This is a genomic window from Hahella chejuensis KCTC 2396 (genome assembly GCF_000012985.1).
Lineage (GTDB): Bacteria > Pseudomonadota > Gammaproteobacteria > Pseudomonadales > Oleiphilaceae > Hahella > Hahella chejuensis.
This window is the reverse complement of sequence record NC_007645.1, coordinates 1919661-1943338: the sequence shown is the minus strand read 5'-3', so window position 1 is coordinate 1943338 and position 23678 is coordinate 1919661. Positions and strand designations below refer to the sequence as shown.

Annotated in this window: 23 protein-coding genes; 12 read left to right on the top strand and 11 right to left on the bottom strand. The window is 55.7% G+C overall.

The window, feature by feature from the left end; translation table 11 throughout:
• Positions 1 to 84 precede the first annotated feature (84 nt).
• From HCH_RS08665 to HCH_RS08645, 5 genes are all read right to left on the bottom strand, one after another.
• The gene (locus tag HCH_RS08665) at positions 85 to 459 is read right to left on the bottom strand and encodes a YqcC family protein (protein ID WP_011395817.1); all 375 of its coding nucleotides are present in this window, start codon (positions 457 to 459) and stop codon (positions 85 to 87) included.
• A 59-nt stretch (positions 460 to 518) separates the two neighbouring features.
• The gene (locus HCH_RS08660; protein ID WP_011395816.1) at positions 519 to 1307 is read right to left on the bottom strand and encodes a ParA family protein; all 789 of its coding nucleotides are present in this window, start codon (positions 1305 to 1307) and stop codon (positions 519 to 521) included.
• A 99-nt stretch (positions 1308 to 1406) separates the two neighbouring features.
• The gene (hda, locus tag HCH_RS08655) at positions 1407 to 2081 is read right to left on the bottom strand and encodes a DnaA regulatory inactivator Hda (protein WP_238384981.1); all 675 of its coding nucleotides are present in this window, start codon (positions 2079 to 2081) and stop codon (positions 1407 to 1409) included.
• 60 nt (positions 2082 to 2141) lie between these two features.
• Complete coding sequence (locus HCH_RS08650) at positions 2142 to 2708, bottom strand: CDP-alcohol phosphatidyltransferase family protein (RefSeq protein ID WP_011395814.1); 567 nt, start codon at positions 2706 to 2708, stop codon at positions 2142 to 2144.
• A gap of 173 nt (positions 2709 to 2881) precedes the next feature.
• Positions 2882 to 3997, bottom strand: coding sequence for a DUF2066 domain-containing protein (locus HCH_RS08645; protein ID WP_011395813.1), 1116 nt, complete (start codon positions 3995 to 3997; stop codon positions 2882 to 2884).
• Between the two features lie 443 nt (positions 3998 to 4440).
• Here HCH_RS08645 and purM point away from each other — a divergent pair, with 443 nt between their 5' ends.
• From purM to HCH_RS08630, 3 genes are read left to right on the top strand one after another with little or no spacing between them, the layout of a single operon-like run.
• Positions 4441 to 5499 (top strand): phosphoribosylformylglycinamidine cyclo-ligase, encoded by a 1059-nt coding sequence (purM, locus tag HCH_RS08640; RefSeq protein WP_011395812.1) that lies wholly within the window; start codon positions 4441 to 4443, stop codon positions 5497 to 5499.
• Between the two features lie 2 nt (positions 5500 to 5501).
• On the top strand, positions 5502 to 6188 hold the full coding sequence (gene purN, locus HCH_RS08635; RefSeq protein ID WP_011395811.1) for a phosphoribosylglycinamide formyltransferase: 687 nt from the start codon (positions 5502 to 5504) through the stop codon (positions 6186 to 6188).
• Positions 6189 to 6245: 57 nt separating this feature from the next.
• On the top strand, positions 6246 to 7010 hold the full coding sequence (locus HCH_RS08630; RefSeq protein ID WP_011395810.1) for a DUF3108 domain-containing protein: 765 nt from the start codon (positions 6246 to 6248) through the stop codon (positions 7008 to 7010).
• Positions 7011 to 7083: 73 nt separating this feature from the next.
• On the opposite strand, the gene HCH_RS08625 is transcribed toward HCH_RS08630, so the two are convergent.
• From HCH_RS08625 to apbC, 5 genes are all read right to left on the bottom strand, one after another.
• Entirely contained in the window at positions 7084 to 8340 is a 1257-nt protein-coding gene (locus tag HCH_RS08625) for a valine--pyruvate transaminase (RefSeq protein WP_011395809.1), read from the bottom strand.
• A 182-nt stretch (positions 8341 to 8522) separates the two neighbouring features.
• Positions 8523 to 9119, bottom strand: coding sequence for a YjaG family protein (locus HCH_RS08620; RefSeq protein WP_011395808.1), 597 nt, complete (start codon positions 9117 to 9119; stop codon positions 8523 to 8525).
• 76 nt (positions 9120 to 9195) lie between these two features.
• Positions 9196 to 9852 (bottom strand): class II aldolase/adducin family protein, encoded by a 657-nt coding sequence (locus tag HCH_RS08615; RefSeq protein ID WP_011395807.1) that lies wholly within the window; start codon positions 9850 to 9852, stop codon positions 9196 to 9198.
• Positions 9853 to 9944: 92 nt separating this feature from the next.
• Positions 9945 to 10511 carry a dCTP deaminase gene (dcd, locus tag HCH_RS08610; RefSeq protein WP_011395806.1) on the bottom strand — a complete coding sequence of 189 codons (567 nt, stop codon included), beginning with the start codon at positions 10509 to 10511 and terminating at the stop codon, positions 9945 to 9947.
• 262 nt (positions 10512 to 10773) lie between these two features.
• Positions 10774 to 11871 carry an iron-sulfur cluster carrier protein ApbC gene (apbC, locus tag HCH_RS08605; RefSeq protein ID WP_011395805.1) on the bottom strand — a complete coding sequence of 366 codons (1098 nt, stop codon included), beginning with the start codon at positions 11869 to 11871 and terminating at the stop codon, positions 10774 to 10776.
• Between the two features lie 264 nt (positions 11872 to 12135).
• Here apbC and metG point away from each other — a divergent pair, with 264 nt between their 5' ends.
• The 8 genes from metG to nth all read left to right on the top strand — a co-directional run bounded on the left by metG (position 12136) and on the right by nth (position 21244).
• The gene (metG, locus tag HCH_RS08600; RefSeq protein WP_011395803.1) at positions 12136 to 14181 is read left to right on the top strand and encodes a methionine--tRNA ligase; all 2046 of its coding nucleotides are present in this window, start codon (positions 12136 to 12138) and stop codon (positions 14179 to 14181) included.
• 236 nt (positions 14182 to 14417) lie between these two features.
• Positions 14418 to 14999, top strand: coding sequence for an electron transport complex subunit RsxA (gene rsxA, locus HCH_RS08595; protein WP_011395801.1), 582 nt, complete (start codon positions 14418 to 14420; stop codon positions 14997 to 14999).
• 13 nt (positions 15000 to 15012) lie between these two features.
• The gene (gene rsxB / locus HCH_RS08590; RefSeq protein ID WP_011395800.1) at positions 15013 to 15606 is read left to right on the top strand and encodes an electron transport complex subunit RsxB; all 594 of its coding nucleotides are present in this window, start codon (positions 15013 to 15015) and stop codon (positions 15604 to 15606) included.
• Positions 15607 to 15623: 17 nt separating this feature from the next.
• On the top strand, positions 15624 to 18089 hold the full coding sequence (rsxC, locus tag HCH_RS08585; protein WP_011395799.1) for an electron transport complex subunit RsxC: 2466 nt from the start codon (positions 15624 to 15626) through the stop codon (positions 18087 to 18089).
• Between the two features lie 3 nt (positions 18090 to 18092).
• Positions 18093 to 19133, top strand: coding sequence for an electron transport complex subunit RsxD (gene rsxD, locus HCH_RS08580; protein ID WP_011395798.1), 1041 nt, complete (start codon positions 18093 to 18095; stop codon positions 19131 to 19133).
• Positions 19134 to 19142: 9 nt separating this feature from the next.
• On the top strand, positions 19143 to 19796 hold the full coding sequence (rsxG, locus tag HCH_RS08575) for an electron transport complex subunit RsxG (protein WP_011395797.1): 654 nt from the start codon (positions 19143 to 19145) through the stop codon (positions 19794 to 19796).
• A 57-nt stretch (positions 19797 to 19853) separates the two neighbouring features.
• Positions 19854 to 20564 carry an electron transport complex subunit E gene (locus HCH_RS08570; RefSeq protein WP_011395796.1) on the top strand — a complete coding sequence of 237 codons (711 nt, stop codon included), beginning with the start codon at positions 19854 to 19856 and terminating at the stop codon, positions 20562 to 20564.
• A 44-nt stretch (positions 20565 to 20608) separates the two neighbouring features.
• Positions 20609 to 21244: an endonuclease III gene (gene nth / locus HCH_RS08565; protein ID WP_011395795.1), complete on the top strand. Its 636-nt coding sequence runs from the start codon at positions 20609 to 20611 to the stop codon at positions 21242 to 21244.
• Between the two features lie 168 nt (positions 21245 to 21412).
• Here the strand turns inward: nth and HCH_RS08560 are convergent, their stop codons facing one another.
• Positions 21413 to 22078 (bottom strand): pyridoxamine 5'-phosphate oxidase family protein, encoded by a 666-nt coding sequence (locus HCH_RS08560; RefSeq protein ID WP_011395793.1) that lies wholly within the window; start codon positions 22076 to 22078, stop codon positions 21413 to 21415.
• Positions 22079 to 22196: 118 nt separating this feature from the next.
• Between HCH_RS08560 and HCH_RS08555 the strand changes: the two genes are divergently transcribed.
• Complete coding sequence (locus HCH_RS08555; RefSeq protein WP_041598514.1) at positions 22197 to 23645, top strand: PLP-dependent aminotransferase family protein; 1449 nt, start codon at positions 22197 to 22199, stop codon at positions 23643 to 23645.
• The last annotated feature ends 33 nt before the right edge of the window (positions 23646 to 23678 follow it).

The following is a 23678-nucleotide window of genomic DNA, read 5'->3' as shown; positions in this document are numbered from 1 at the left end:
ATGTCAGGCCCTGTCTCCCTTGGCTAGCCGCCGCGCAGACACATCTATTCGCCTGATTATTAACATGCCAATTTCATTGCCATATTAATAGTTCTGACTGAAACCCTGACCACCCGATAATGCGTCCCGCGCATTATTAATTGCTTCATCCACCTGACGCAGTGAAGCCAACAGCCCGGCCACCTGACCAAGCCTACCCTGATAGGCCATTTCCGCCGCCGGCTCGATCCCACTGCGCATGGGCGGCATGGGCGCCCGGTATTCCACAATCACCTTCATGCGCTCAATGAAGATAAATTGCAGCCACTCATGGAATTCCAGCGTATCTGCGCAAAATGGCGTCACACTGGCGAGAGCGTCCTCGTGAGGCTGGTCTTCTCGCCATAACCCCATACGTCGGAGTTCCGACTCAAGACCCAACAGGACATCCGCCAACTCTGCGTATATTCGATCTGTCACTACTGCCTACTCTTACAACAATTAGGTGCTCAAAAAATGAATACTCTGACTCGCGCCCATCAAGCCTCGGACAATACAGACGCTCCTTGGAGCATCGTGTGCAATTCCTGAAACTGCTGCGTCAGGGGGTGCTTGGGCGCAAAATGAATCAACGGCTCATGCGCCTGGTGAGACTCTTTCATCTTCACAGAGGCGTTCAGGCGCACCGGCAATACCGGCAACCCTTCTTCTTTCATCGACTCAATTATCTGCGTTGGCAGGTTTGCGCGCGGTTGAAACTGATTGGCGACGATCCCCTCAACTTTCAGATCTTTGTTGTGATCTTCCTGCAAATCCTGAATTTCTCCAAGAATGGAGTACAAGGCCTGTCGGGAGAAATCATCGCAATCAAACGGAATCAGGCACCGCTGGGCGGCGATTAACGCCGATCGGGTGTAAAAATTCAAGGCCGGGGCGGTATCAATATAAATTCGGTCAAATACATCACCCAGCTTCACCAGCGCATCACGCAACTTATAGATCTTGTGCCGCGCCTCCAGTTTGCGCTCCAGAAACTCCAGCTCGGGACTGGCGGGCATGACGAAAAGATTGGGATAACGGGTGGCGTGAATGAAATCATCCACTTTTTTATTGAATAGATTGAAAGCCATAGTCTGCTCGAAGAAGTCCGCCACCGTATCCTTCAATTCCATGACGTTGCGGCTCAACAGATAAAGGCTGGAGTTGCCTTGCGGGTCCAGATCCACGACCAAGGTCTTGGAGCCCTGCGCAGCGCTGATGGCGGCCAAGTTGCAGACAATGCTGGATTTACCCACTCCGCCTTTTTGATTAAAGACCACTCTGCGCATAATCCCCCCGCTTATTTTTATATCCTGAAAATTCTTACTGATCAGAGGGGATTTTGCCAGCCAAACAGGCAAAAAGTTAGACCCTAAGGCCTACAAGGATCACCAATTCATCACAGACTTGACGAAAGGCACAGTTATGGGGCGCTTTTCCACCAGAGAAGCTTTGTCCAGACGCTCCAGAATCAAAGAAAGCGAGCTTAAATCCCGCGGGGCGCGACGCATAATGTACTGCTTAACCTCATCTGAAAGACGAAAGCCAATATTCGCCGCCTTGATATCCAGAACGTTGATGCGTTGCACCTCGTCCAGCTCGGGAAGTCGCACGCACTCCCCCCACGCCAGGCGGGTTTTCAGGTCCGGCAAGAGAAATGGGGTCTGGGAAGGGGCCTCCGCCGACGTGATCAACCACTTGCAACCGCGCTCACGGCAACGATTGAACAAGTGGAACAACGCCTCTTCCCACTCAGGCTGCCCGGCTATGGCGTCAATATCGTCAAAACACAGCACATCGAAAGACTCCAAACCAGCCAGCACATGTACGCCAAAATCTGCGTACTCACGCAAGGATAGATAAAAGCATTTCTCACTGCGGAAACCATTGCAGGCGGCCATGAGAAGATGGGTTTTGCCTTGAGCGGAGGCTCCGCAGATGGAAAAGACGGTATCTTCAGACGCAGTGAAAAAACGCTGAATGGATTGCACCACAACGCCGGAGGGGGGCTCGAAAAAGTTTTCCAGCGTAGCGCTTTCGCCGTTCGACAACCGCAGCGCCATTTGTGTGTTCTCTGATTTCCGCATCTTCTACGCAAAGCCTATTAAGCAGTTACAGCGCCGTCACTTGGCCAGTCCGTTGCGAGCGCGATAAAATCTGCCTCCCCACAGAATCACGTAGTGCGCGCCACTGATGCAACTCGTCAGCGCGACAACCCAGACTCCGCCCTCAAGAGCCCATGGAGGCATGACTACTCCCGCGAGATTCAATATCACCGCAAGAATAAATGTTATCTGGCTCAGCGTACTGAGCTTGCCCCACAGCGAGGGCTGCATTTTATAGGCGCCAACCAGTTTATGGTAGGTCAACGCGCCAGCCACTATGATCACATCCCGCGCAAAGACCAGCAAAGTCAACCAAAGTGGTAGAACCTGATTGTAAGTCAGCACGATAAATACGGTGACCAGCAATGCTTTATCCGCCAGCGGGTCGGTGACGGCGCCAAAACGGCTGGACCACTTGCAGGCGCGGGCCAGGAAACCATCCAAAGCATCTGAAGCCCCCGCAACAAAAAACAACCACATGGCTTCCCGGTATAACTCACGGGCCAGACAGTACGCGATCGGTCCAATCAGGAAAATGCGCAACACGGTTATGACATTGGGAATATGTCGCCACTCTAATCGCAAATCCTGCTTTCCTCCGGTTATGAAATAAAATCTAAAGTTATCCGGAAACCTGTTGCGTCGTCATTCCGTGTGACGGCCCGTCATACGGGCGTTTTTCTATTTCAATATTGCTCTGATTCAGTCTTGGCGAATCAAAGACCGCAACACGGGAAAAGCCACGGTCCTATCTATGCCTAGCGGTCTCCCGCCCACGAATAATAGAGTCTGCGTCCAACCTCTTCCTGAGTAGAAGGGCCAAGCTCGGGACGCAATCTTGGTTGTAGCGCGAGATGTTCAGCCAGCTGCTCTGGGTAGCCGTTCAGCTTCAACTGAAAACGCACAATGTCCTCACCCACATACACAGGCTCCACTTTCTTGACGGGCGCCAATTGACGCAAATACTTGAGAATATCCGCATAGGAACGAAAGTCCGTGACATTCGACACTTCCACGGCGACTTCATCGCCCTGGGCGTCCGCCCCCAAATTAACCGCATATTTATGGGCCAGGGACAACGCGACGGATTCCATCATTTTGTCCGCCATTGCGCTGATCGTATCGGCTTCGACACTCTCTTCCGCGATTTTCTGACCACTGACGCGCAACTGCCACAAGCCGCTCCAGCGACCGCTTCTTGGATAGGCTCGCACCATCAGAATTGAGTCATGACTGTAACGCGTGGAGGACGCCTCCACCGGCTCCGCAAAAAAGCCCCATAAATCAGAGGTGTTCAGACTGGACGCATCCTGCAGGTCCATCAAGGGCAATAACAAAGGCACGCCCCAGCGCTGCGCGGAGTATTTCACCGCAGCCACCAAGTGGTGAGAGGCGCCTTCGCCCAGAATTTCCCGGCCGCGATCGCCGTCCACCGCCATCCAGACCAGCACCTGCGGTCGATTGCGCCCCCACACAGGCACTTTGTACTGACTGAGCAGATTCTCAAAACCCTGGGCGGAATAGTGCGCTTTCAACACAAGCCGGCGACGCGGGCCGGAACCTGAATCCACCACCGCATAACCGTAGCTGTACTCCTCAAGCAAACGAGGAGCCTGCTCCGCCAGCACCGCTGCGTCCAAAACATTGCGCCAGCCGCTATTGCCCGCAACGCGATCCATCACCATGCCGGCGCCTTTTTCGACGGCTTCAGCGCGCTCTTTCGGGTCCTGCCCGGAAACCGGCACTTCCACGTCGTAAATATCGCTGATCGCCACAGCATGGGCGTAACCGCACAACAAAAATAAAGACAAAAACGACAGTACCCGGCGTTTCAGGACGATCGCCCGGAACAACAATCTAGCGGCCTGTTTCAAGCCATCCTCCCGTATTATTAATCAGGCGGACAAATAGCTTCCTTCTATTTGTCTGCAACGACAGGGCCTGCACATGTCAGTCCCTGTCTCCCGCGGCTCACCGCCGCGAAGGCGCATCCATGCGCCTCTTTATTAACATGCCAATATCATTGCCATGTTAATATTCAAACTACGGACGACCCGATGCAATCACCTCGGAGCACCCTATTCGCCCCTTCCGCCACAGAGTCGCCAGACGGTTGTTTTAGGGGCCCAAGCACGACAGGCAAGGATACACCATTTAACTTTTCTCCACTATTAAAGCCGATTAACTTCAACACAGCCGCTCCACTGTCATGACGAAGTCGCTACGACTTATAGTTTACTGCATTGGCGCTGGGGTGACTGGGCTGTTAAAATACGCCTCCTTTCCGTGGACCTACGCTATAGGGCAGACACCTATTATGACCGCTTCCAATGACAAGCCTTCTTTAAGTTATCGTGACGCTGGAGTCGACATCGACGCCGGCAATGCGCTGGTGCAGCGCATCAAGGGCGCCGCGCAGGCGACTCGCCGTCCGGAAGTGATGGCCGGACTCGGCGGCTTCGGCGCCCTGTTCGAACTGCCGAAAGGCTATCAGGAGCCCGTTCTGGTTTCCGGCACCGACGGCGTGGGCACCAAGCTGCGGCTGGCCATGCAAATGAACAAACACGACACCATCGGTATCGACCTGGTGGCCATGTGCGTTAACGACCTGATCGTACAAGGCGCGGAGCCTTTGTTTTTCCTGGATTACTACGCCACCGGAAAACTGTCCGTTGATGTGGCGGCCACTGTCGTCACTGGCATCGGCGAAGGATGCAGCCAAGCAGGTTGTTCTTTAGTTGGCGGAGAAACCGCCGAAATGCCCGGCATGTACGAGGGCGACGACTATGATTTGGCCGGCTTCTGCGTTGGCATCGTAGAAAAGTCCAAGATTATTGACGGCAGTCTGGTTAAACCCGGCGATGTATTGATTGGTCTGGCCTCCTCCGGCGTTCACTCCAACGGCTACTCACTGGTGCGCAAGATCGTCGAAGTCAGCGGCGCGGATTTGAATCAGCCGTTCGGCGACGCCACTCTGGGCGAAGCATTGCTGGCGCCTACCCGCATTTACGTTAAGCCTTTACTGGAGCTGATCCGTCAGACCCCGGTCCATGCGCTGTCTCACATCACTGGCGGCGGACTGTTGGAAAACCTGCCGCGAGTACTGCCAGCTCATGCGAAAGCCGTCGTCGACGTCAACGCCTTCGAGATGCCTGAACTCTTCAATTGGCTGCAAAAAAACGGCAATGTGGCCTGGAACGAAATGTTCCGCACCTTCAACTGCGGTATAGGCATGGTGGTTTGCGTGCCTGCGGATAGCGCCGACAAAGCCCTGGAATTACTGAGCGCAGCGGGAGAAACCGTCTTCCGTATTGGATCGATTGAAACCCACACGGAAGAAGAACCTGTTGTTGAACTGAAAGGTCTGGTTGACTGAGCGTGACTATTGCAACTGAATCCGCGCCGCGGCGAATCGTCGTATTAATTTCGGGGTCCGGCAGCAACTTGCAGGCGCTGTTGGACGCCGTCTCCGCAGACACTGTGCACGGAGAGGTTGTCAGCGTCATCAGCAACAAAGGGGACGCCTACGGGCTTGAGCGCGCAGCCAAAGCCGGCGTTCCCACCACTGTAGTCGACCACCGACAGTTTGAAACCCGCACTGATTTTGATCAGGCGCTGATGGCGGAAATAGACCATCACGCTCCTGATCTGGTGGTGCTGGCGGGCTTCATGCGCATTCTTACAGTGGAGTTCGTGCGCCATTATCAAGGGCGCATGCTGAACATACACCCTTCACTGCTGCCCAAATACCAAGGACTCAACACGCATCAAAGAGCGCTGGAAGCCGGCGACTCCGCACATGGCGCCACCGTGCATTTTGTAACGGAAGAACTGGATGGCGGCCCCAACATCATCCAGACGGTCGTTCCGGTTCTTCCCGGCGACGATCCCAAGCGTCTGGCGGATCGCGTGCAGTTACAGGAACATCTCATATATCCGCAAGCCGTGCGCTGGTTCTGTGAAAGCAGACTGGTCATGCGCGACGAGCGCGCCTATCTGGATGACGCCGAACTTCCTCCCGCCGGATTACAAATCAGCAATGCGATAACGCCTGGCGACGCTTGATCCCAGGCGACTGAGCGCTTAATGTTGATCTGTCAGTAAAACAACGGAGAACCATATATGCGGGGACACCTCAGGGCGCTCGCAGATACATTAAGGCTTCCTGTTGCATGTTCGTTATTTTTTGTAGCGGCCTCTGCAGTAACAGCGCCGAGTCAGGCCTACGCTAATCAGGAGTTGATTCCCACCAAAGCGGAATATAAAGCTTCCTATAAAAAAGGCATCCCCATTCGCGGCGCCGCCGTCAGAGAGTTGAAGCAGCTGAAGGATGGCTCCTGGTCGTACAATTTCGATGTAACCTCATTCATCGTGGATATTAACGAACGCGTTAATTTCCAATGGGTCAATGACTATATCCGCCCCACTAACTACTCCTACGAGCGAAGCGGCTGGGTCAAGGACAAAAAAGCCACCGTGGACTTCAACTGGGACAAGATGTCCGTTCGCAACAATGTTGAGAACAAGCCATGGAGCATGACTATTCCAGAACAAACTCTGGACAAGCTCAGCTATCAGTTGCAGTTACGCCTGGACTTGGCGAAAGGGATGACCGATCTGGTTTATAAAGTCGCAGACGGGGGGCATCTCAAGGAATTCGTCTTCAGCGTCGTAGGCGAAGAAAAACTGGACACCCGCCTTGGGAAAATTGACTGCATCGTCGTGGAAAAAGTTCGCAAGCCGGACAGCGATCGGCAAACACGCCTCTGGTTCGCCAAGGACTGGAATTACCTGTTAGTGCAAATGGTGCAGATTGAGCCGGATGGAGAGAAGTACGAAATCTATCTGGAAAAGGCCAAAGTGGGAGACCGGGTCATAAAGCCCTGATCCATCGCCCTTTTTTAACTATCTGTGCGGACTGTGCGGAGCGGAAACGCTCGCCCCGCACGGATTTCATCAATCAGGACTTGTCAGCGTAAAGGCGACGAATCTCTTCCGCCATAATCTTCAAGCCCTTCTCCACCAGCTCTTCATCCTGAGAGTAGGTAATACGCAGACACTCATGAGTATGCCCCCACTCTTCCTGCAATCCCGGGAAGAAATAGTGGCCAGACACCACCAGCACGCCTTTCTGTTTCAAGCGCTGGTAAAGCTCATGACTGGAAAGCGGGAAGTCGCGCAGCCATAACCACAGGAACATGGCGCCTTCCGCTTTGTGCAACGCAAAAGGCAACCCATCCAGCTCTCGATGCAGCGTCGCCACCGCCTTCTCGGCTTTAGCCTGATAGCATGGCTTAACCACTTCACGACTCAGCCGCAGAATTTCACCACTGCGGACAAAATCTTTGGTCAACATCGCGCCAAAGCTGCCTGGAGCAAGATTAACGATTGCATTAACCGACGCAACGGCTTTGATAATTTCCGGTTGGGCGATCACGATGCCGGTTCTCACCGCCGGCAAGCCCAGCTTGGATAAGCTCAAACACAGAATCAGATGCTCATCCCAGACTGGTTTAGCGTCGACATAAACTAAATCAGGGAATGGCAAACCATAGGCTCCGTCGACAATCAGCGGTACGTCATGCTCTTTCGCCATGGCGATCAAGCGCGCCATTTCATTGTCGGTCAGTACGTTGCCCGTAGGATTGGTTGGACGGGATACGCACATGGCGCCAACATTCTCATCGATATTGAGATGATCAAAATCGACGTGGTATTTGAAAGTATGCTCATCCAGCATCTCAATGGTCGGCTTGGATGAGACAAAGAAATCTTCGCTGAGCCCGGCGTCCGCATAGCCAATGTACTCTGGCGTCATCGGCAGCATGATGCGCTTATGACCGCCATCAGGATAGCGTCCGGCGAACATGTTGAAGAGAATAAAAAAAGCGGACTGGCTGCCATTGGTCAGGGCGATGTTTTCAGGCTTAATCGGCCAACCGTACTCCCGGCTCAGCAATTCAGCCAAAGCGGCGATAAATTGCTTCTCTCCCTGGGGCGGATCATAGATGCCTGTTAACTTACGGAACTCGTCTGCATCAGCGCTGATGCGCGCCAATTGCTCTTGAAACGCGGCTTGAACTTCCGGGATGTTGCCTGGGTTGCCGCCCCCCATCATGATCATGTCGCCTCCGGCGAGGGCGTTGCCCAAATCCTCCATTAACGAATTGATGCCAGCTTCCCTGGTAAACTTGGTTCCAAACTCCGATAACAACATGACACTCCCCTTACGCTCGACTCTTTATTTTAATGGCGCCCGACGACCGGAAAACTTCGCCGGTCAGATTTAGTTTAAGGCTTTTTCCCGCGGAGAACCTCCACGGGGAGCGTCAGAGACTACAATTTTTAGCTGAATGCAGACAATTGTATTTTTACGGATGCGAGCGCTGGCGTCAGCGCTCAGCCGTCCAGCGAGATACCAATATTACTCACGCCCCCCTGGCGGCTGAGTTTACGTATCTCCGCCAGCCCTTCGACAGTAGGCGCGCGTAGCTCCTGTAGTTTGGCGTACAGCTCATCATGAAATGCTAATTCATCCTTCACCAAGGGATGCTTATCCCACAGGGCCACCAGATCGTCGTCGGAAAGCCCCTCGCCTTCGGAAAACTCAACAAAGTCCATCACTGTGCGGAAGGAGATTTCAGAAGCTTCGCGCGCCTTTTTGCTTTTCTCATCATCCCACAACTGCAATCCTAACAGGAGCAACTGCGCCCAGTCAGACGCAGGGCGTGCGCCATAGGCGTCAATGTCGCCAAGTTGATCGAGGAACTCTTCCAGCTTTTCCACGTAGGGCAAAGTTTGTAGCTTGGCGTTTTCCTGCACCGTTTTCCATAGTGCGCCCAGAGCCCCTTTCACTTCACGGGACAACGTCAGCTCCTGAGACTCAACAAACAACTTCAAGTTCGGCGTCGCCCGTTCCGCCAAGGAAAGAACAAATACAACCTGCCGCCAGCCGCGCAGACCTTCGAGTTTTTTAAAATGCTTTAAAGACGCCAATGGGGTCTCCTTACCGAGAAATCAGTCAGAGTTAGATAAAGGGAGGAATGCCGCCCAGACACAAGTATAAAGGAAATCAAAGACGACGATCGCCGCCGGGAGCGCCCGGAGCGCCAAAGATCGCCTGATGATGGGCATTCAGAATAATGCCGGTCGCCGCCCTCAGCGAAGGGCCAAACGCCACCACGCCATCCTGATGTCCCAGCATGACGAAAACGCCAGGAGTCTTCAGTTTACCGTCACGCCACAATGACTTAATGGCGTTGACCAGGTCCATACTGCCGTACTCCGCACTCTCCGGCGTGGTCGTCAGACCAAGAGCCGCGGCGTTATGCCAGATTTCCGGCGAATGCACATGCACCACCGCCTGCACGTCTGGGTCAAGGTCGTATAGCAATGCGTGGGTTAAAGACTCGGAAGAGGGTTTGATTTCACCGACGGAAGTCAGTCGATTCGCGTTCACTTCGCTACCGGTCACCAGCGCATACTGGCTCGCATCAAGGTAAGGTTCACCGCCTGTCTGGCTGCCGGTGACGACAAAAGCGCCGTCAGGGCTGACGCGCATACTGATGTTGCCGTAACCAAGGCCGTCATACCGAAACGGGTCCTGACCGATCAGTTCATGCTCAAACAGCACGCCCCGCCAGGCTTCAAGCTCGCTGAGATCCACATGCTCAGGCAGCGATTGCTGCGTGTGCCGCAAATCAAACTTGATGACACCCTCTTGCGCCATATTGCGAACCGGTTATTCAGATATTCACCAACACCGCAGATGACGACGGAACGGACGGCATCCGTCGCGTCATCTGCATCAAAGGAATCAGATCAGGCTTTCGGCAGAGTAACGCCGACTTGCCCCTGATACTTGCCGCCGCGGTCCTTGTAGCTGACATCGCATACTTCGTCGGACTCAAAAAACAGCATCTGCGCCACGCCTTCGTTGGCGTAGATCTTAGCGGGCAGATTGGTCGTGTTGGAGAATTCCAAAGTCACGTGCCCTTCCCACTCCGGCTCCAGCGGAGTGACGTTCACGATAATGCCGCAACGGGCGTAGGTTGATTTGCCCAAACAGACGGTCAGCACATTGCGGGGAATACGAAAGTACTCAACCGTGCGCGCCAGGGCGAAAGAATTGGGAGGAATAATGCACACGTCCCCGACGAAATCCACAAAACTCTTCGAATCAAAGGCCTTGGGATCAACGGTGACAGAATGGACATTGGTGAAAATTTTAAATTCGTTACTGCAGCGGACATCGTAGCCATAACTGGAAACGCCGTAGGAAATGATCTTGCCATTCTCCGACTCGCGCACCTGGCTCCCTTCGTACGGCTCGATCATGCCATGCTCCAGGGACATTCTACGAATCCACTTATCCGACTTAATCGCCATATCTCTTACTCATTCTGCACAGGTTGATCGATAAGCGCGCAATCATACATGGATAGCCGGTTTTAGACAAAGGCCCCATGCCGGAACAGCGCGCTATAGCAACTATTATTAATATGGCAATGATATTGGCATGTTAATAATCAGGCGCATGGATGCGCCTGCGCGGCGGCAAGCCGCGGGAGACAGGGTCTGACATGTGCAGGCCCTGTCGTTGCAGACAAATAGAAGGAAGCTATTTGTCTGCCTGATTAATAACGGGACATCAGTCCGATTTGATAATGATTTCCGGAAACATTTGCGCCTGATTTTTGGCTCGCTGCGACAATATCGCCCCCAGCTTGCGCGCAATATCCCGATAAATCAGTCCAACTTCGGAATCCGGCTCCGCCGCCACCGTCGGCGATCCTGAATCCGTTTGCTCTCGGATGGTCATATGCAACGGCAATTGCCCCAGCAGTTCTGTATCGTACTCTTCCGAGACGCGCTCGCCGCCGCCAGCGCCAAACAGGGGCTCATGGTGACCGCAGTTGCTGCAGATATGCATGCTCATGTTTTCTACGACGCCCAGCACGGGAATATCCACTTTGCGGAACATCTCAATGCCCTTCTTGCAATCCAGCAGCGCGATGTCCTGCGGCGTGGTCACAATGACGGCGCCGGTCACCGGCACTTTTTGCGCCAGCGTGAGCTGAATGTCGCCAGTGCCGGGGGGCATATCCACCACCAGATAATCCAGATCCTCCCACAGGCTTTGCGTCAGCAATTGCAGAAGCGCGCCGCTGACCATGGGGCCGCGCCACACCATCGGCGTTTTCTCCGTCACCAGAAACGCCATGGACATCACCTGCATGCCATGGGCGCGTATCGGGATGAAAAACTGCCCATCCTGCACCTCTGGGCGGGCGCCGTCCGCCACGCCCAACATCATGCCCTGACTGGGGCCGTAGATATCGGCGTCCAGCACCCCCACCTTGGCGCCCTCTTTCTGCAACGCCAGCGCCAAGTTCACAGCAGTAGTGGATTTCCCCACACCGCCTTTGCCGGAAGCGACTGCAATAATATTTTTCACGCTTTTGATGCTTTGCAGATTGCGCTGCGCCTGGTGCGGCAGAATTTTCCAGCTGACGTTCACCTCTGCGCGCTCTACGCCATCCACGTCCTCAATCGCCAAACCAACGATCTGTTTCAGCGCGCCGGCGACGCCTGCCGCCGGATAGCCCAGCTCCACCTCCAACTTGACGACATCCCCCTGAATATCCAGCGACTTTATCGCCTCGATGGCGAAAAGATCTTCCTTCAGATAGGGGTCCTTATAGCCCTTGATGGCGGCTTCCACTGCAGATCTGTCAATGCTGCTCATTCTGTTCTCCGGAAAAGGTGGGATATTGGGATATATAGAGGAAAGATGGGGCAATACTATACTGAATCAGTATGGTTTTATTCAATTTAATCGCGCCCGGCGGGATGAAAATCAGGCTTCCAAACGGTATCATATGCGCCCCTCGCGGGAATCCTGATGACGGTATCCATCCCGCGTTTTGTCACCACCGCCGACGCATCGACGTCGACGGCCATTGTCCATGGCTTGGCGACAAGCCTTATATGAGTAATAACGGAAAGAATTATGTCCGGAGAGCCTAGAAAAATTCTCGTCACAAGCGCTTTACCGTACGCGAACGGCCCTATTCACCTTGGGCACCTGCTGGAATATATCCAGACTGATATCTGGGTAAGATTCCAGAAGCTTCGCGGCCATCAATGCACCTATGTCTGCGCCGACGACGCGCACGGCACAGCGATCATGCTTAAAGCCGAGCAGATGGGCATTACTCCGGAGCAACTGATCGATCAGGTGAACGCCGACCACCGTCGCGATTTCGCTGAGTTTCTGATCGAATTCGACAATTATTATTCCACGCACTCGGAAGAAAACCGGGAGCTGTCCTCATATATTTACAAGGCCTGTCTGGACGCGGGTAAAATCGCCACGCGCACCATCACCCAGGCTTACGACCCGGAAAAGAACCTGTTCCTGGCCGACCGCTTCATCAAAGGAACCTGCCCAAAGTGTAAAGCGGAAGACCAATACGGCGACAACTGTGAGGTCTGCAGCAGCACTTACACACCCGCCGAATTGATCAATCCACGCTCCGCCATTTCCGGCGCGACGCCCATAGAGAAAGAATCCACCCACTTCTTCTTCAAGTTACCTGACTTTCAGGAGTTCCTGCAGAAGTGGACCCGTAGCGGAACCCTGCAGCCGCAGATCGCCAACAAGTTGGCGGAGTGGCTGGACGCAGGCCTGCAGGAGTGGGACATCTCCCGCGACGCGCCCTACTTCGGTTTCGAGATTCCAGATCAACCCGGTAAGTTCTTCTACGTCTGGCTGGACGCGCCGATCGGTTACATGGCGAGCTTCAAGAATCTGTGCGCGCGACGCGCGGATCTGGACTTCGACGAATATTGGAAGAAAGACTCCACCGCCGAGCTGTATCACTTCATCGGCAAGGACATCATCAACTTCCACGCGTTGTTCTGGCCGTCCATGCTGAGTTGCGCGGACTTCAGAACGCCCAGCGCCGTTTACGCGCATGGTTTCGTGACTGTGGACGGAGCGAAGATGTCCAAGTCCCGCGGCACCTTCATCATGGCGCGGACTTATTTGGAGCACCTGAATCCGGAGTACCTGCGTTATTACTTCGCCGCCAAGTTGACCTCCAATGTGGACGATCTGGACTTAAACCTGCAGGACTTCACGCTGAAAGTGAATGCTGACCTGGTTGGCAAGCTGGTCAATATCGCCAGCCGTTGCGCCAAGTTCATTACCAAAGCAGGAGGCAAACTGTCGCCTCAGATCAGCGAGCCGGAATTGATTGAGCAGTTCCTGTCCAAATCCGATTTTATCGCCCAGGCGTACGAAGATCGCGAATTTGGCAAAGCGGTCAGAGAAATCATGGCGCTGGCCGACCTGGCCAACAAGTACATCGATGAAAAAGCGCCTTGGAAACTGGCGAAGGAAGAAGGCAAAGAGCAGGAAGTGTTGGATGTCTGTTCTGTCGGCGTGAACCTGTTCCGCATCCTGATCACCTATTTGGCCCCAGTGCTGCCGGGCGTTGCTGCGGCTTCCGCAGAATTCCTGAACGCGCCCATCGTCTGGAACAGACCGCTTGAGCCACTGACCGATCATGCCGTCAATGAGTTCAAGCCAATGATCTCCCGGGTTGATCCCAAGGCCGTGGACGCCATGGTGGATGCCTCCAAGGACAACATGGCGCAGGCGCCGAAGGACAACGGCAAAGCGAAAAAGGACAAGAAAGAGGCTAAATCCGAAGAGGAGATCGCGCCAACGATCAAGTTCGACGACTTCGCCAAAATCGACCTGCGCATCGCCAAAATCGTCTCTGCGGAGCACGTGGAAGGCGCAGACAAACTGTTACGCCTGCAACTGGATATCGGCAGTGAACAACGTCAGGTGTTCGCCGGCATCAAGTCCGCCTATGCGCCGGAAGATCTGGTTGGGCGTTTGACGGTCATGGTCGCCAACCTGGAGCCGCGCAAGATGAAATTCGGCATGTCCGAAGGCATGGTGCTGGCGGCGGGCCCTGGCGGTAAAGATATCTGGTTGTTGCAGCCGGACAGCGGCGCGCAACCGGGCATGCAGGTTAAGTAACCGACATAACGGCGCTTCCAGGCGCCGTTTTGCTGCGTCAGCTCAAATTTGCGGTAACTCCGCGCGGGAGACGGTTGACGCAGCCTTGAACGCCCCGCCGCACAACCAGATAATATCCGCCAGGACCATGGTTTTCCGGAAGCCGGCGGCGTTTCGCACGGCAGGAAGCCGCTAAACGCGACGCTTCGGCTAGCATTAGGATACAAGCCGGTAAAGATCCTGAATAAGAGGCGCTGATGACTGAATACCTGTTGATACTGGTGAGCACCATACTGGTCAACAATTTCGTATTGGTTCAATTCCTGGGCCTGTGCCCCTTCATGGGCGTGTCCAACAAGCTGGAAACCGCCATGGGCATGTCCCTGGCCACCACCTTTGTGCTGACGCTATCTTCATTGTGCAGCTATCTGGCGTATGAATACCTGCTGGCGCCGCTTGGCATGGAATTCTTGAAAACCATTACTTTCATTCTGGTGATCGCGGTGGTCGTTCAGTTCACGGAAATGGTGATCAAAAAAACCAGCCCCCTGCTTTATCGCGTCCTGGGCATTTTTCTGCCGCTAATCACCACTAACTGCGCTGTGCTTGGCGTCGCGCTGTTAAACATCAAAAAGCAAAATGATTTCATGGAGTCGATCCTGTACGGGTTCGGCGCCGCTGTCGGCTTCTCTCTGGTGCTGACGCTGTTTTCCGCCATGCGCGAACGTATCGCCGCCGCTGATGTGCCAGAACCGTTCAAGGGCGGAGCCATCGGCATGATCACCGCCGGTCTGATGTCGCTGGCGTTTCTTGGCTTCACCGGCCTGGTCAATATTTAGGGGCCTTCCGCAGATGAGTATTGTCATCATAGCTGTATTGGCGCTCTCCGCGCTGGCGCTTACCTTCGGCGCCGTACTTGGCTTCGCCTCCATCAAATTCAAAGTGGAAGGCAATCCCATCGTCGACCAGATCGACGGCCTGTTGCCGCAAACCCAATGCGGACAGTGCGGTTACCCAGGCTGCCGCCCTTACGCGGAAGCTATCGCCAACGGCGACGCCATCAATAAATGCCCTCCCGGCGGGGAAGCCACCATCACGGCCCTGGCGGATTTACTGGATGTGGAGGCCGTGCCGCTGGATTCCGAACACGGTGAAAGCAAGGGCAAGCAGGTGGCCTACATTCGCGAAGATGAGTGCATCGGTTGCACCAAATGCATTCAAGCCTGCCCAGTGGACGCCATCCTCGGCGCCGCCAAACAAATGCACACAGTGATCGTCAGCGAATGCACCGGGTGCGACCTGTGCGTGGAACCCTGTCCCGTAGATTGCATCGACATGATTCCCGCCCCCAGCGGTATTCGCGACTGGGCCTGGGACATGCCCAAGCCGCCGGTATCAAGCGGCGCGATTATCGCAACAGATCAGAACAATGGTATGGCGGCGTGAGGAAGTAAGGCCTGAGCATGAGACAAATCTGGGATTTCCACGGCGGCGTACACCCTCCGGAAAATAAAAGCCAATCCACCAGCCGACCGATCCGCAAGGCGACGCTGCCGAAAACGCTGATACTCCCCCTGAGCCAGCATATTGGTCAGCCCGCCAAAGCCCTGGTGGCGCCCGGCCAAAAAGTGTTGAAGGGCGAAGTCGTCGCCGCGGCGGAAGGACCGGTCAGCGTTGCGGTTCATGCGTCCTCTTCCGGCACAGTGACAGCCGTGGAAAGACGACCCGTGCCGCATCCTTCCGGCCTCAGCGATGTCTGCATTGTGATCGAGACCGACGGGGAAGACGCCTGGACGCACCTGACGCCCTGCGAAGACTACCGCGCCCTCAGTCCCGAACAATTGCTGGAGCGCGTTCGTCAAGGCGGTATCGCCGGTATGGGCGGCGCAGGCTTTCCCACTGCGATCAAACTGCATCCGCCCCGTAACGACAAGGTCAATGCGCTGATATTGAACGCAGCGGAATGCGAGCCTTACATCACCGCCGATGACATGTTGATGCGCGAACGCGCCGACGAAGTCATCCGCGGCATGGAGATCATGGCGCAGCTTCTGGAGCCGGAAGAGTGCCTGATCGGCATTGAAGACAACAAACCTGAAGCCATCGCCGCGCTGCAACAGGCCGCTTCCGGCACCCACATCGAAGTGGTGGTGATTCCCACCAAATATCCGTCCGGGGGCGAGAAACAGCTCATCAAAATCCTCACCGGGCTGGAAGTGCCCCACGGCAAGATCCCCGCTGATATCGGCGTGATGTGCCAGAACGTAGGGACTGCGGCGGCGGTGTATCGCGCCGTCCGTTTTGGCGAACCGCTGATTTCGCGCATCACGACAGTAACAGGCGACGGCGTCGCCACTCCTGGCAATTTCGAAGTCCTGTTGGGCGCGCCCATGTCCGATCTGTTGCAGCAGGCGGGATTTGACGCAGACAAGACCGACCGCCTGATCATGGGAGGACCGATGATGGGCTTCTCATTGACCGATCTGGATCTGCCTCTGGTGAAAACCAGCAACTGCATTATGGCAGTATCCGCAAAGGAATTTCCGCGTCCCGATCCGGCTCAAGCCTGTATTCGCTGCGGCCTGTGCGCCGAAGCCTGCCCGGCGGAACTGCTGCCGCAACAGCTCTACTGGTTTTCCAAAGCCCAGGAATTCGACAAGGCGGAAAACTATAACCTGTTCGACTGTATTGAGTGCGGAGCCTGCTCTTACGTCTGTCCCAGCAGCATCCCTCTGGTGCAATACTACCGTTACGCCAAGCATCAAATTCGGATGACGGTGCAGGAACAGCAGAAATCCGACAAGGCGCGGGAGCGCTTCGAATTCCGACAAGCCCGTCTTGAACGCGAGAAAGAAGAGAAAGAAGCCAGGCGCAAGGCCCGTGCGGAAGCCGCCGCAAAAGCCCAGGCGGAGAAAGCGGCCCAACAACAGGACGCGCCGGCGGATGTAGATCCAAAGAAAGCGGCGATAGAAGCCGCCATCAAGCGAGCCCAGGCCAAACGCTCACCGGCGCCCGTCCAACCCCAAGTCAATATCGCCGAACTGCAGACCAATGTGGACAAGGCCAGGGAGAAGCTGGAAAAAGTGCGCGAGACGCTGGCGGAAGCCGACGGGGCCAATGCGGCCATGCAGGAAAAGCTGCGCAACGCGATCGCGAAAAACGAGGAACGTTTGGCGGTGGCGGAAAAAGCGCATCACGACGCTCAGAACTCCGCGCCAGCGACGCCTGCCGCCTCAAACGCAGCGCCTGCGACACAGGCGACGGACCCAGAGCAACAAGCGCGCGCGATCGCCCGCACCCGGGACAAGATAAAGACTCTGACGCAAGCGATAGAAGCCTGTCGCGAAACGGACCCGCAGCGGGCGGCGCAACTGACCGAAACCATGGAGAAAACCAAGGCGAAGCTGGCGGAGTTGGAAGCAGAGTCAGCACCGACTGATAAAGCAACCGATAAGCCGCGGGAGCCCAACCTGGAAGAACTGACTTCTCAGGTGGATAAAGCCCGCGACAAGTTGAGCATGATGCAAGGCATGCTGGACGACGCCAAAGCGGAACAGCCGGCGGACGACGCCAAAATCGCCAAATTGCAGCGCGCGGTGGAAAAGAATCAGGACCGTTTGGCCGCAGCGCAAAAAACGCTGGAAGAAGCCCAGACTCAAGCCGCCAGCTCCGGCGTCAAAGCGGCGTCGCCAGAGGAGATCGAGGCTCTGACCTCCGCCCTGGAGAAAGCGCAGGATAAACTCGCCATGATGCAGAACATGCTCAACGAAGCCCAACAGGAATCCCCCGTGGACGAGGCGAAAGTGGCGAAGCTCTCCAGAGCGGTGGAAAAGAACCAGGACCGGGTCGAAGCCGCTCGTTCCGCGCTAAACGAAGCCCGCGGCGACGCGATTGCAAACCAGACCAGTACAGACGGAGCGGGCGCTTAACCCATGGCATTTCTTCGCATCACCTCCCCCCACTTGAAAGGCCCTGCGCGCACCACCGCCATCATGCAGTGGGTGATCCTGGCCACCGTGCCCGGATTGCTGACCATGACCTGGTTCTTTGGCTGGGGAACCCTGATCAACGTCGTACTGGCTTCATTGACCGCCGTGGCGGCGGAGGCCTTTGTGCTGACATTGCGCAAACGACCTCTGGCCTTTTATCTACGGGATTACAGCGCCGTTCTCACTGGGGTGCTGCTGGGTCTTGCTTTACCGCCTTACGCTCCATGGTGGGTGACATTCGTCGGGACGGCGTTCGCCATCATTTTCGCCAAACAGATTTACGGCGGCCTGGGCAACAATCCGTTCAACCCCGCCATGGTGGGTTACGCACTGCTGCTGGTGTCGTTTCCGGTCGCAATGACCACTAACTGGGCGACGCCCCGGCCTCTGGCGGAAATTCCAGGCTTCCTGGAAGCCTTCGCGCGCATCTTTTGGAATGCGGACATCGGCGTGGACGGCTACACCATGGCCACTCCCCTGGACACTTACAAACATGAGATCGTCGCCGGCACAGCAGAGACAGTGTTCGCCCTCCCCGTCTTCGGCGCGCGCACGGCGCTGGGGTGGGAGTGGGTCAATCTGGCGTTTCTCGCCGGAGGACTGCTGCTCATCTGGCGCAAGATCATCACCTGGCATATCCCGGTCAGCATGCTCGCCGCCCTGGCGCTGTGCTCTCTGCTGCTGGGTTGGGACGAAGATAAATACGCGCCGTTGCAACTGCATTTACTCGCCGGCGCCACCATGCTGGGCGCGTTTTTCATCGCCACCGACCCGGTTTCCGCCGCCACCAGCAAGCTTGGCAAGCTCTATTACGGCGCCGGCGTCGGTATACTGACTTACCTGATCCGCACCTGGGGCAACTATCCGGACGCCGTGGCGTTCGCCGTATTATTGATGAACTTCGCTGCGCCGTTTCTGGACTACTACACTCAACCCCGCACGTACGGACATCGCAAAGCCCGTCGCGGCGTGAAACAGGATTAGGAGACGCCCATGAACGCATTACAGGCATCCATTCTTCGGGGCGGTATTGGACTCGCGATATTCGCCGTGGTGACCGCCGGTTTAATCGCAGTCACTCAAGTCAGCACTGCCGATCGCATCGCAGATGCGGAGAAGCACGCCCGCGCCAAGGCGCTGTATGAAGTCGTTCCGCGCACCGAGCACGATAACGACATGTTGGCGGCGCCCATCCTGTTGCACCCAGACCCTCTGCTCGGAGCCAAAGATACAACGGAAGCCTACCTGGCCACCCTTCACGGCTCGCCGGTCGCAGTGATTCTGCCCTTTGTCGCGCCGGATGGTTACACCGGCGAAATCCAGGGCATCGTCGGTGTACAACCTGATGGAACGGTTAAAGGCGTCCGCATCACCGCCCATAAGGAAACCCCGGGGCTAGGCGACAAAATTGAAGCGCGCAAGTCTCCCTGGGTGGAGCAGTTTCCCGGGCGCTCGCTCAGCGCTCCCGCGGAAGACCGCTGGAAGGTAAAAAAGGACGGCGGCGATTTCGATCAGATGACCGGCGCCACTATCACGCCCAGGGCGGTGGTGAAGGCGGTGCGCAATGCGCTAACCTATTTTCAGGGCCATCGCGATCAGCTGTTGCGCAACGGTAACAGCGTCAATACTGCCGCCGCACAGGAATAACGAAGCCAACGAGCGCAAATAGATGATGAATGACCGAATGAAACCGGGGTCCGCATAATGGCGAAAAGCTATCAAGAAATAGTTCGGGACGGTTTGTGGAAGAACAATCCGGCGCTGGTGCAGTTATTAGGTCTGTGCCCGCTGCTGGCGGTGACCGGCACAGTAGTCAACGCCATCGGCCTGGGTTTGGCCACGACGCTGGTGTTGACCGGCTCCAACGCCGCCGTCTCCATGATCCGCAACTATGTTCCCGAATCCGTGCGCCTGCCCGCATTCGTGATGATCATCGCCTCGTTCGTAACCTGCGCGGAACTGTTGATGCAGGCCTTCGCCTATGAGCTGTATGAAATTCTCGGCATTTTCATTCCATTGATTGTCACCAACTGCGCCATCCTTGGACGCGCAGACGCTTTCGCCTCCAAAAATCCGATTCTCCCCTCCATGCTCGACGGCTTCATGATGGGCCTGGGTTTCAGCCTGGTGTTGATAGTCCTGGGCGGCATGCGTGAAATCATAGGACAAGGCTCACTGTTTTCTGGAATGGACCTGCTGTTTGGCGAATCTGCGCGCAGTTGGAAGCTTGAGCTTTTCGCCGACTACTCCGACTTTCTTTTCGCAGTGCTGCCCCCCGGCGCCTTTGTCGGCATGGGTCTGTTGATTGCGCTAAAAAATGTAATTGATAAACGCATGAAGGAAGCCGCTGCGGCGAAACTGGAGAAGCCTGTCTCCGGCGGCAAACGCGTGCGGGTGACAGGAAAGATATCCTGACGCGGCGGCGCATTCGACTGTGAATACAAACCATAAGAAGACTGATGAATAAGCAAAAACGAGCGGAGATATTCGCCCGCTTAAAAGCGGAAAATCCCAACCCGACCACGGAGTTGGAGTACAACACCCCCTTTGAGCTGCTGATTGCAGTGGTTCTGTCCGCTCAGGCCACTGATGTGAGCGTTAATAAAGCCACCCGCAAGCTTTACCCCGTGGCGAATACGCCGGAAGCCATTTACGCGTTGGGTGTGGAGGGCCTTAAGGAATATATCAAGACCATCGGCCTGTTCAACAGCAAAGCGGAAAACGTCATCAAGACCTGCAAAATCCTGATCGACCAACACAACTCAGAAGTGCCGCAGACCCGGGAAGCCCTAGAAGCGCTGCCAGGCGTCGGCCGTAAGACCGCTAATGTGGTTCTCAACACCGCTTTCCGTCAGCCGGCCATGGCGGTGGATACGCATATATTCCGGGTCTCCAATCGCACCAACATCGCCCCCGGCAAAAACGTGCTGGAAGTGGAGCACAAACTGATGAAGCACGTCCCCAAAGAATACCTGATGGACGCTCATCACTGGCTGATTCTACACGGCCGCTATATCTGCACCGCCCGCAAACCCCGATGCGGCGCCTGCGTCATCTCCGACCTGTGCGAATTTAAAGAGAAAGTACTGGATTGATGGTGACGAGGCTCGCGTCCTACACCAATAATCAAAAGCATCCTGGTCATGAAGCCTCACCTGCTGCACGCCTCCAGCAAGGGAACGACGCCTAACCAGCGTCGTATCCTCCACGTGGAATTCAGCGACTATCCGCTGCCAGCCGGCGCGCAGTGGGCGAGTTAATCTCTACTGCCCTGTAGTCAGGTGTCGCAGGTAGTCCGGCAGTCTGACGTCACTACGGGTTTCCGGGTCCACCTCCGGCATTCCATACACCGTGCGCATAGGCACCACGCCCGCCCAGACCGGCTGATCCATATCCTCTTCTTTGTCTCTGGGTGGGCCGCTGCGGACTTTGGCGCTCGCTTCCACTATCGGCATGGCCAGCACCGCCGTCGCCGCTAGTTCGTTACGCGTATTGGGGATAATGTCGTCCGAACAGCGACCGGGAATAATGTGATCCACCAAAGCGTTCAGCACTTCATTCTTCATATCCGGGTCTTCTATCGCCTCAAACTGCCCAAACAAGACAACGCTGCGGTAGTTCATGGAGTGGTGGAACGCCCGCCGGGAGAGCACCAGACCATCCAGTAACGTGACGCATACGGACGCCTCGCGCCCATCCGCAAGACTTTGAAACAGGCGCCCATTTACCGCGCCATGCACAATCAGATTATCGCCGTAACGACAGTATGCGGTTGGTAACACAAAGGGCGCGCCGTCAAACATAAACGCCACATGACACAAAACAGACGCATCCAAAATGCTATAGATATCGCGGCGATCGTAACCCGCCCGATCCCGTTTGCGGGAAAAGGCGGTTTTGGGCGTTATAGGCAATACATCGTCAGTCATCGAACTTACTCCTTCCAATCACATCAAGCAGTTGTCGCAGCCAGATTAGCTTGAAATTGGATATGTATTAATGTCCACTTTACACATTTATAACAGGTCCACTTTAGAGAAGAACAGGATGGCCAGCCCAACACCGAATGCGAAGTCTCGTTATCTAACACTGTATGAAGAGTTGAAACAGTCCATTCTGGCGGGCCAGCTGTCGGAGGGAGAGCGTTTGCCCTCTTCCCGGAGTATGGCTGACGCGCGTGGCTTGTCCCGCACCACCGTCACCAGCGCCTACGACCAGCTGTTGAGTGAAGGCTATATCGTCAGTCGTCGCGGATCGGGTTGCTATGTCGCCTCCCCGCTGCCCGGCGTGGATTTTCCCGCCGCCTTGACGCCGCGGGCGCACCGTTCCGGCCCAGCTCCAGCCCTGTCCACATGGGGAGAGGCATTGAGACGCCAGCGCCCCCTCAAAACCATCTCTCCATCGGCGGCGATTGATTTTCAATATGGCAATGTAGACCTTGACGAGAAAAGTCAGCATATCTGGATAAAGTCCGCCCGCCACTGGGCGTATCGGCAAAGCCGTCATTATGGCGACACGCTGGGCTTACCAGCCCTGCGGGAGGCGATATCCGCTTATCTGCAACTCAATCGCGCATGCCGCAGCCATCCCGACAGAGTCGTCATCACCTCCGGGGGACAACAGGGATTCGATCTGATTACGCGACTGGCGATAAATCCGGGAGACAGGGTTGCGGTAGAGAACCCGGGCTACCCCAGAGTCAAACAGTTGCTCACCGCTCTCGGCGCCAACTTGATTCCCATCGCTGTCGATGAAGAAGGCTTAAAAGTGGAGGATTTACCACAGGGCTCGCGGGCCCCCAAGTTGGTGTACGTCACCCCTTCGCATCAGTTTCCCAGCGGTTGCGTGATGTCCCTGCGCAGGCGGCTGGCGCTGCTGGAGTGGGCGCAGGCGAACGACGCCTGGATCATTGAGGACGATTACGACAGTGAGTTTCGCTACTGCGGCAAACCGATTGAATCTCTACAAGGGCTCGACCATCACGAACGGGTAATCTACGCCGGCACCTTTTCCAAGGTCTTGTTCCCCGCGCTGAAACTGGGCTACCTGCTGCTTCCTGAAAGCTGGCTGGAGCCGTTCGCTTTCGCCAAGCAAATTGCGGATCGCCACTCCCCCTGGTTAGAGCAACATATCCTCGCGGAGTTTATGCAGACGGGGGAGTTCGAGCGCCATCTGCGCAGGATGCGTAAACGTTACGCCATGCGCCAACAGACCTTGGCCACAGCATTACAGCCCCGGGAGGGCGACGTTGAGATTCTGGTGGAAGGGGACAACGCCGGTCTGCACTTAGTCTGTTGGATGCCCAGCCTGCCGCTGAGCGCCGTTTCTACATTCATCGAACAAGTCCAGACGCAAGGCGTACGCGTTTATCCGATTCATCCTTTTTATCACGGAGAGCCTCCCGCAGCCGGTCTGCTACTGGGGTTCGCCACCCTGACGCCAGCGGAGATCACACAGGGAGTCAGGATAATCAAGCGGACATTGCGAGAGTTCTAGATAACCCCGTATACAATTCGAAACAGCGGGCCA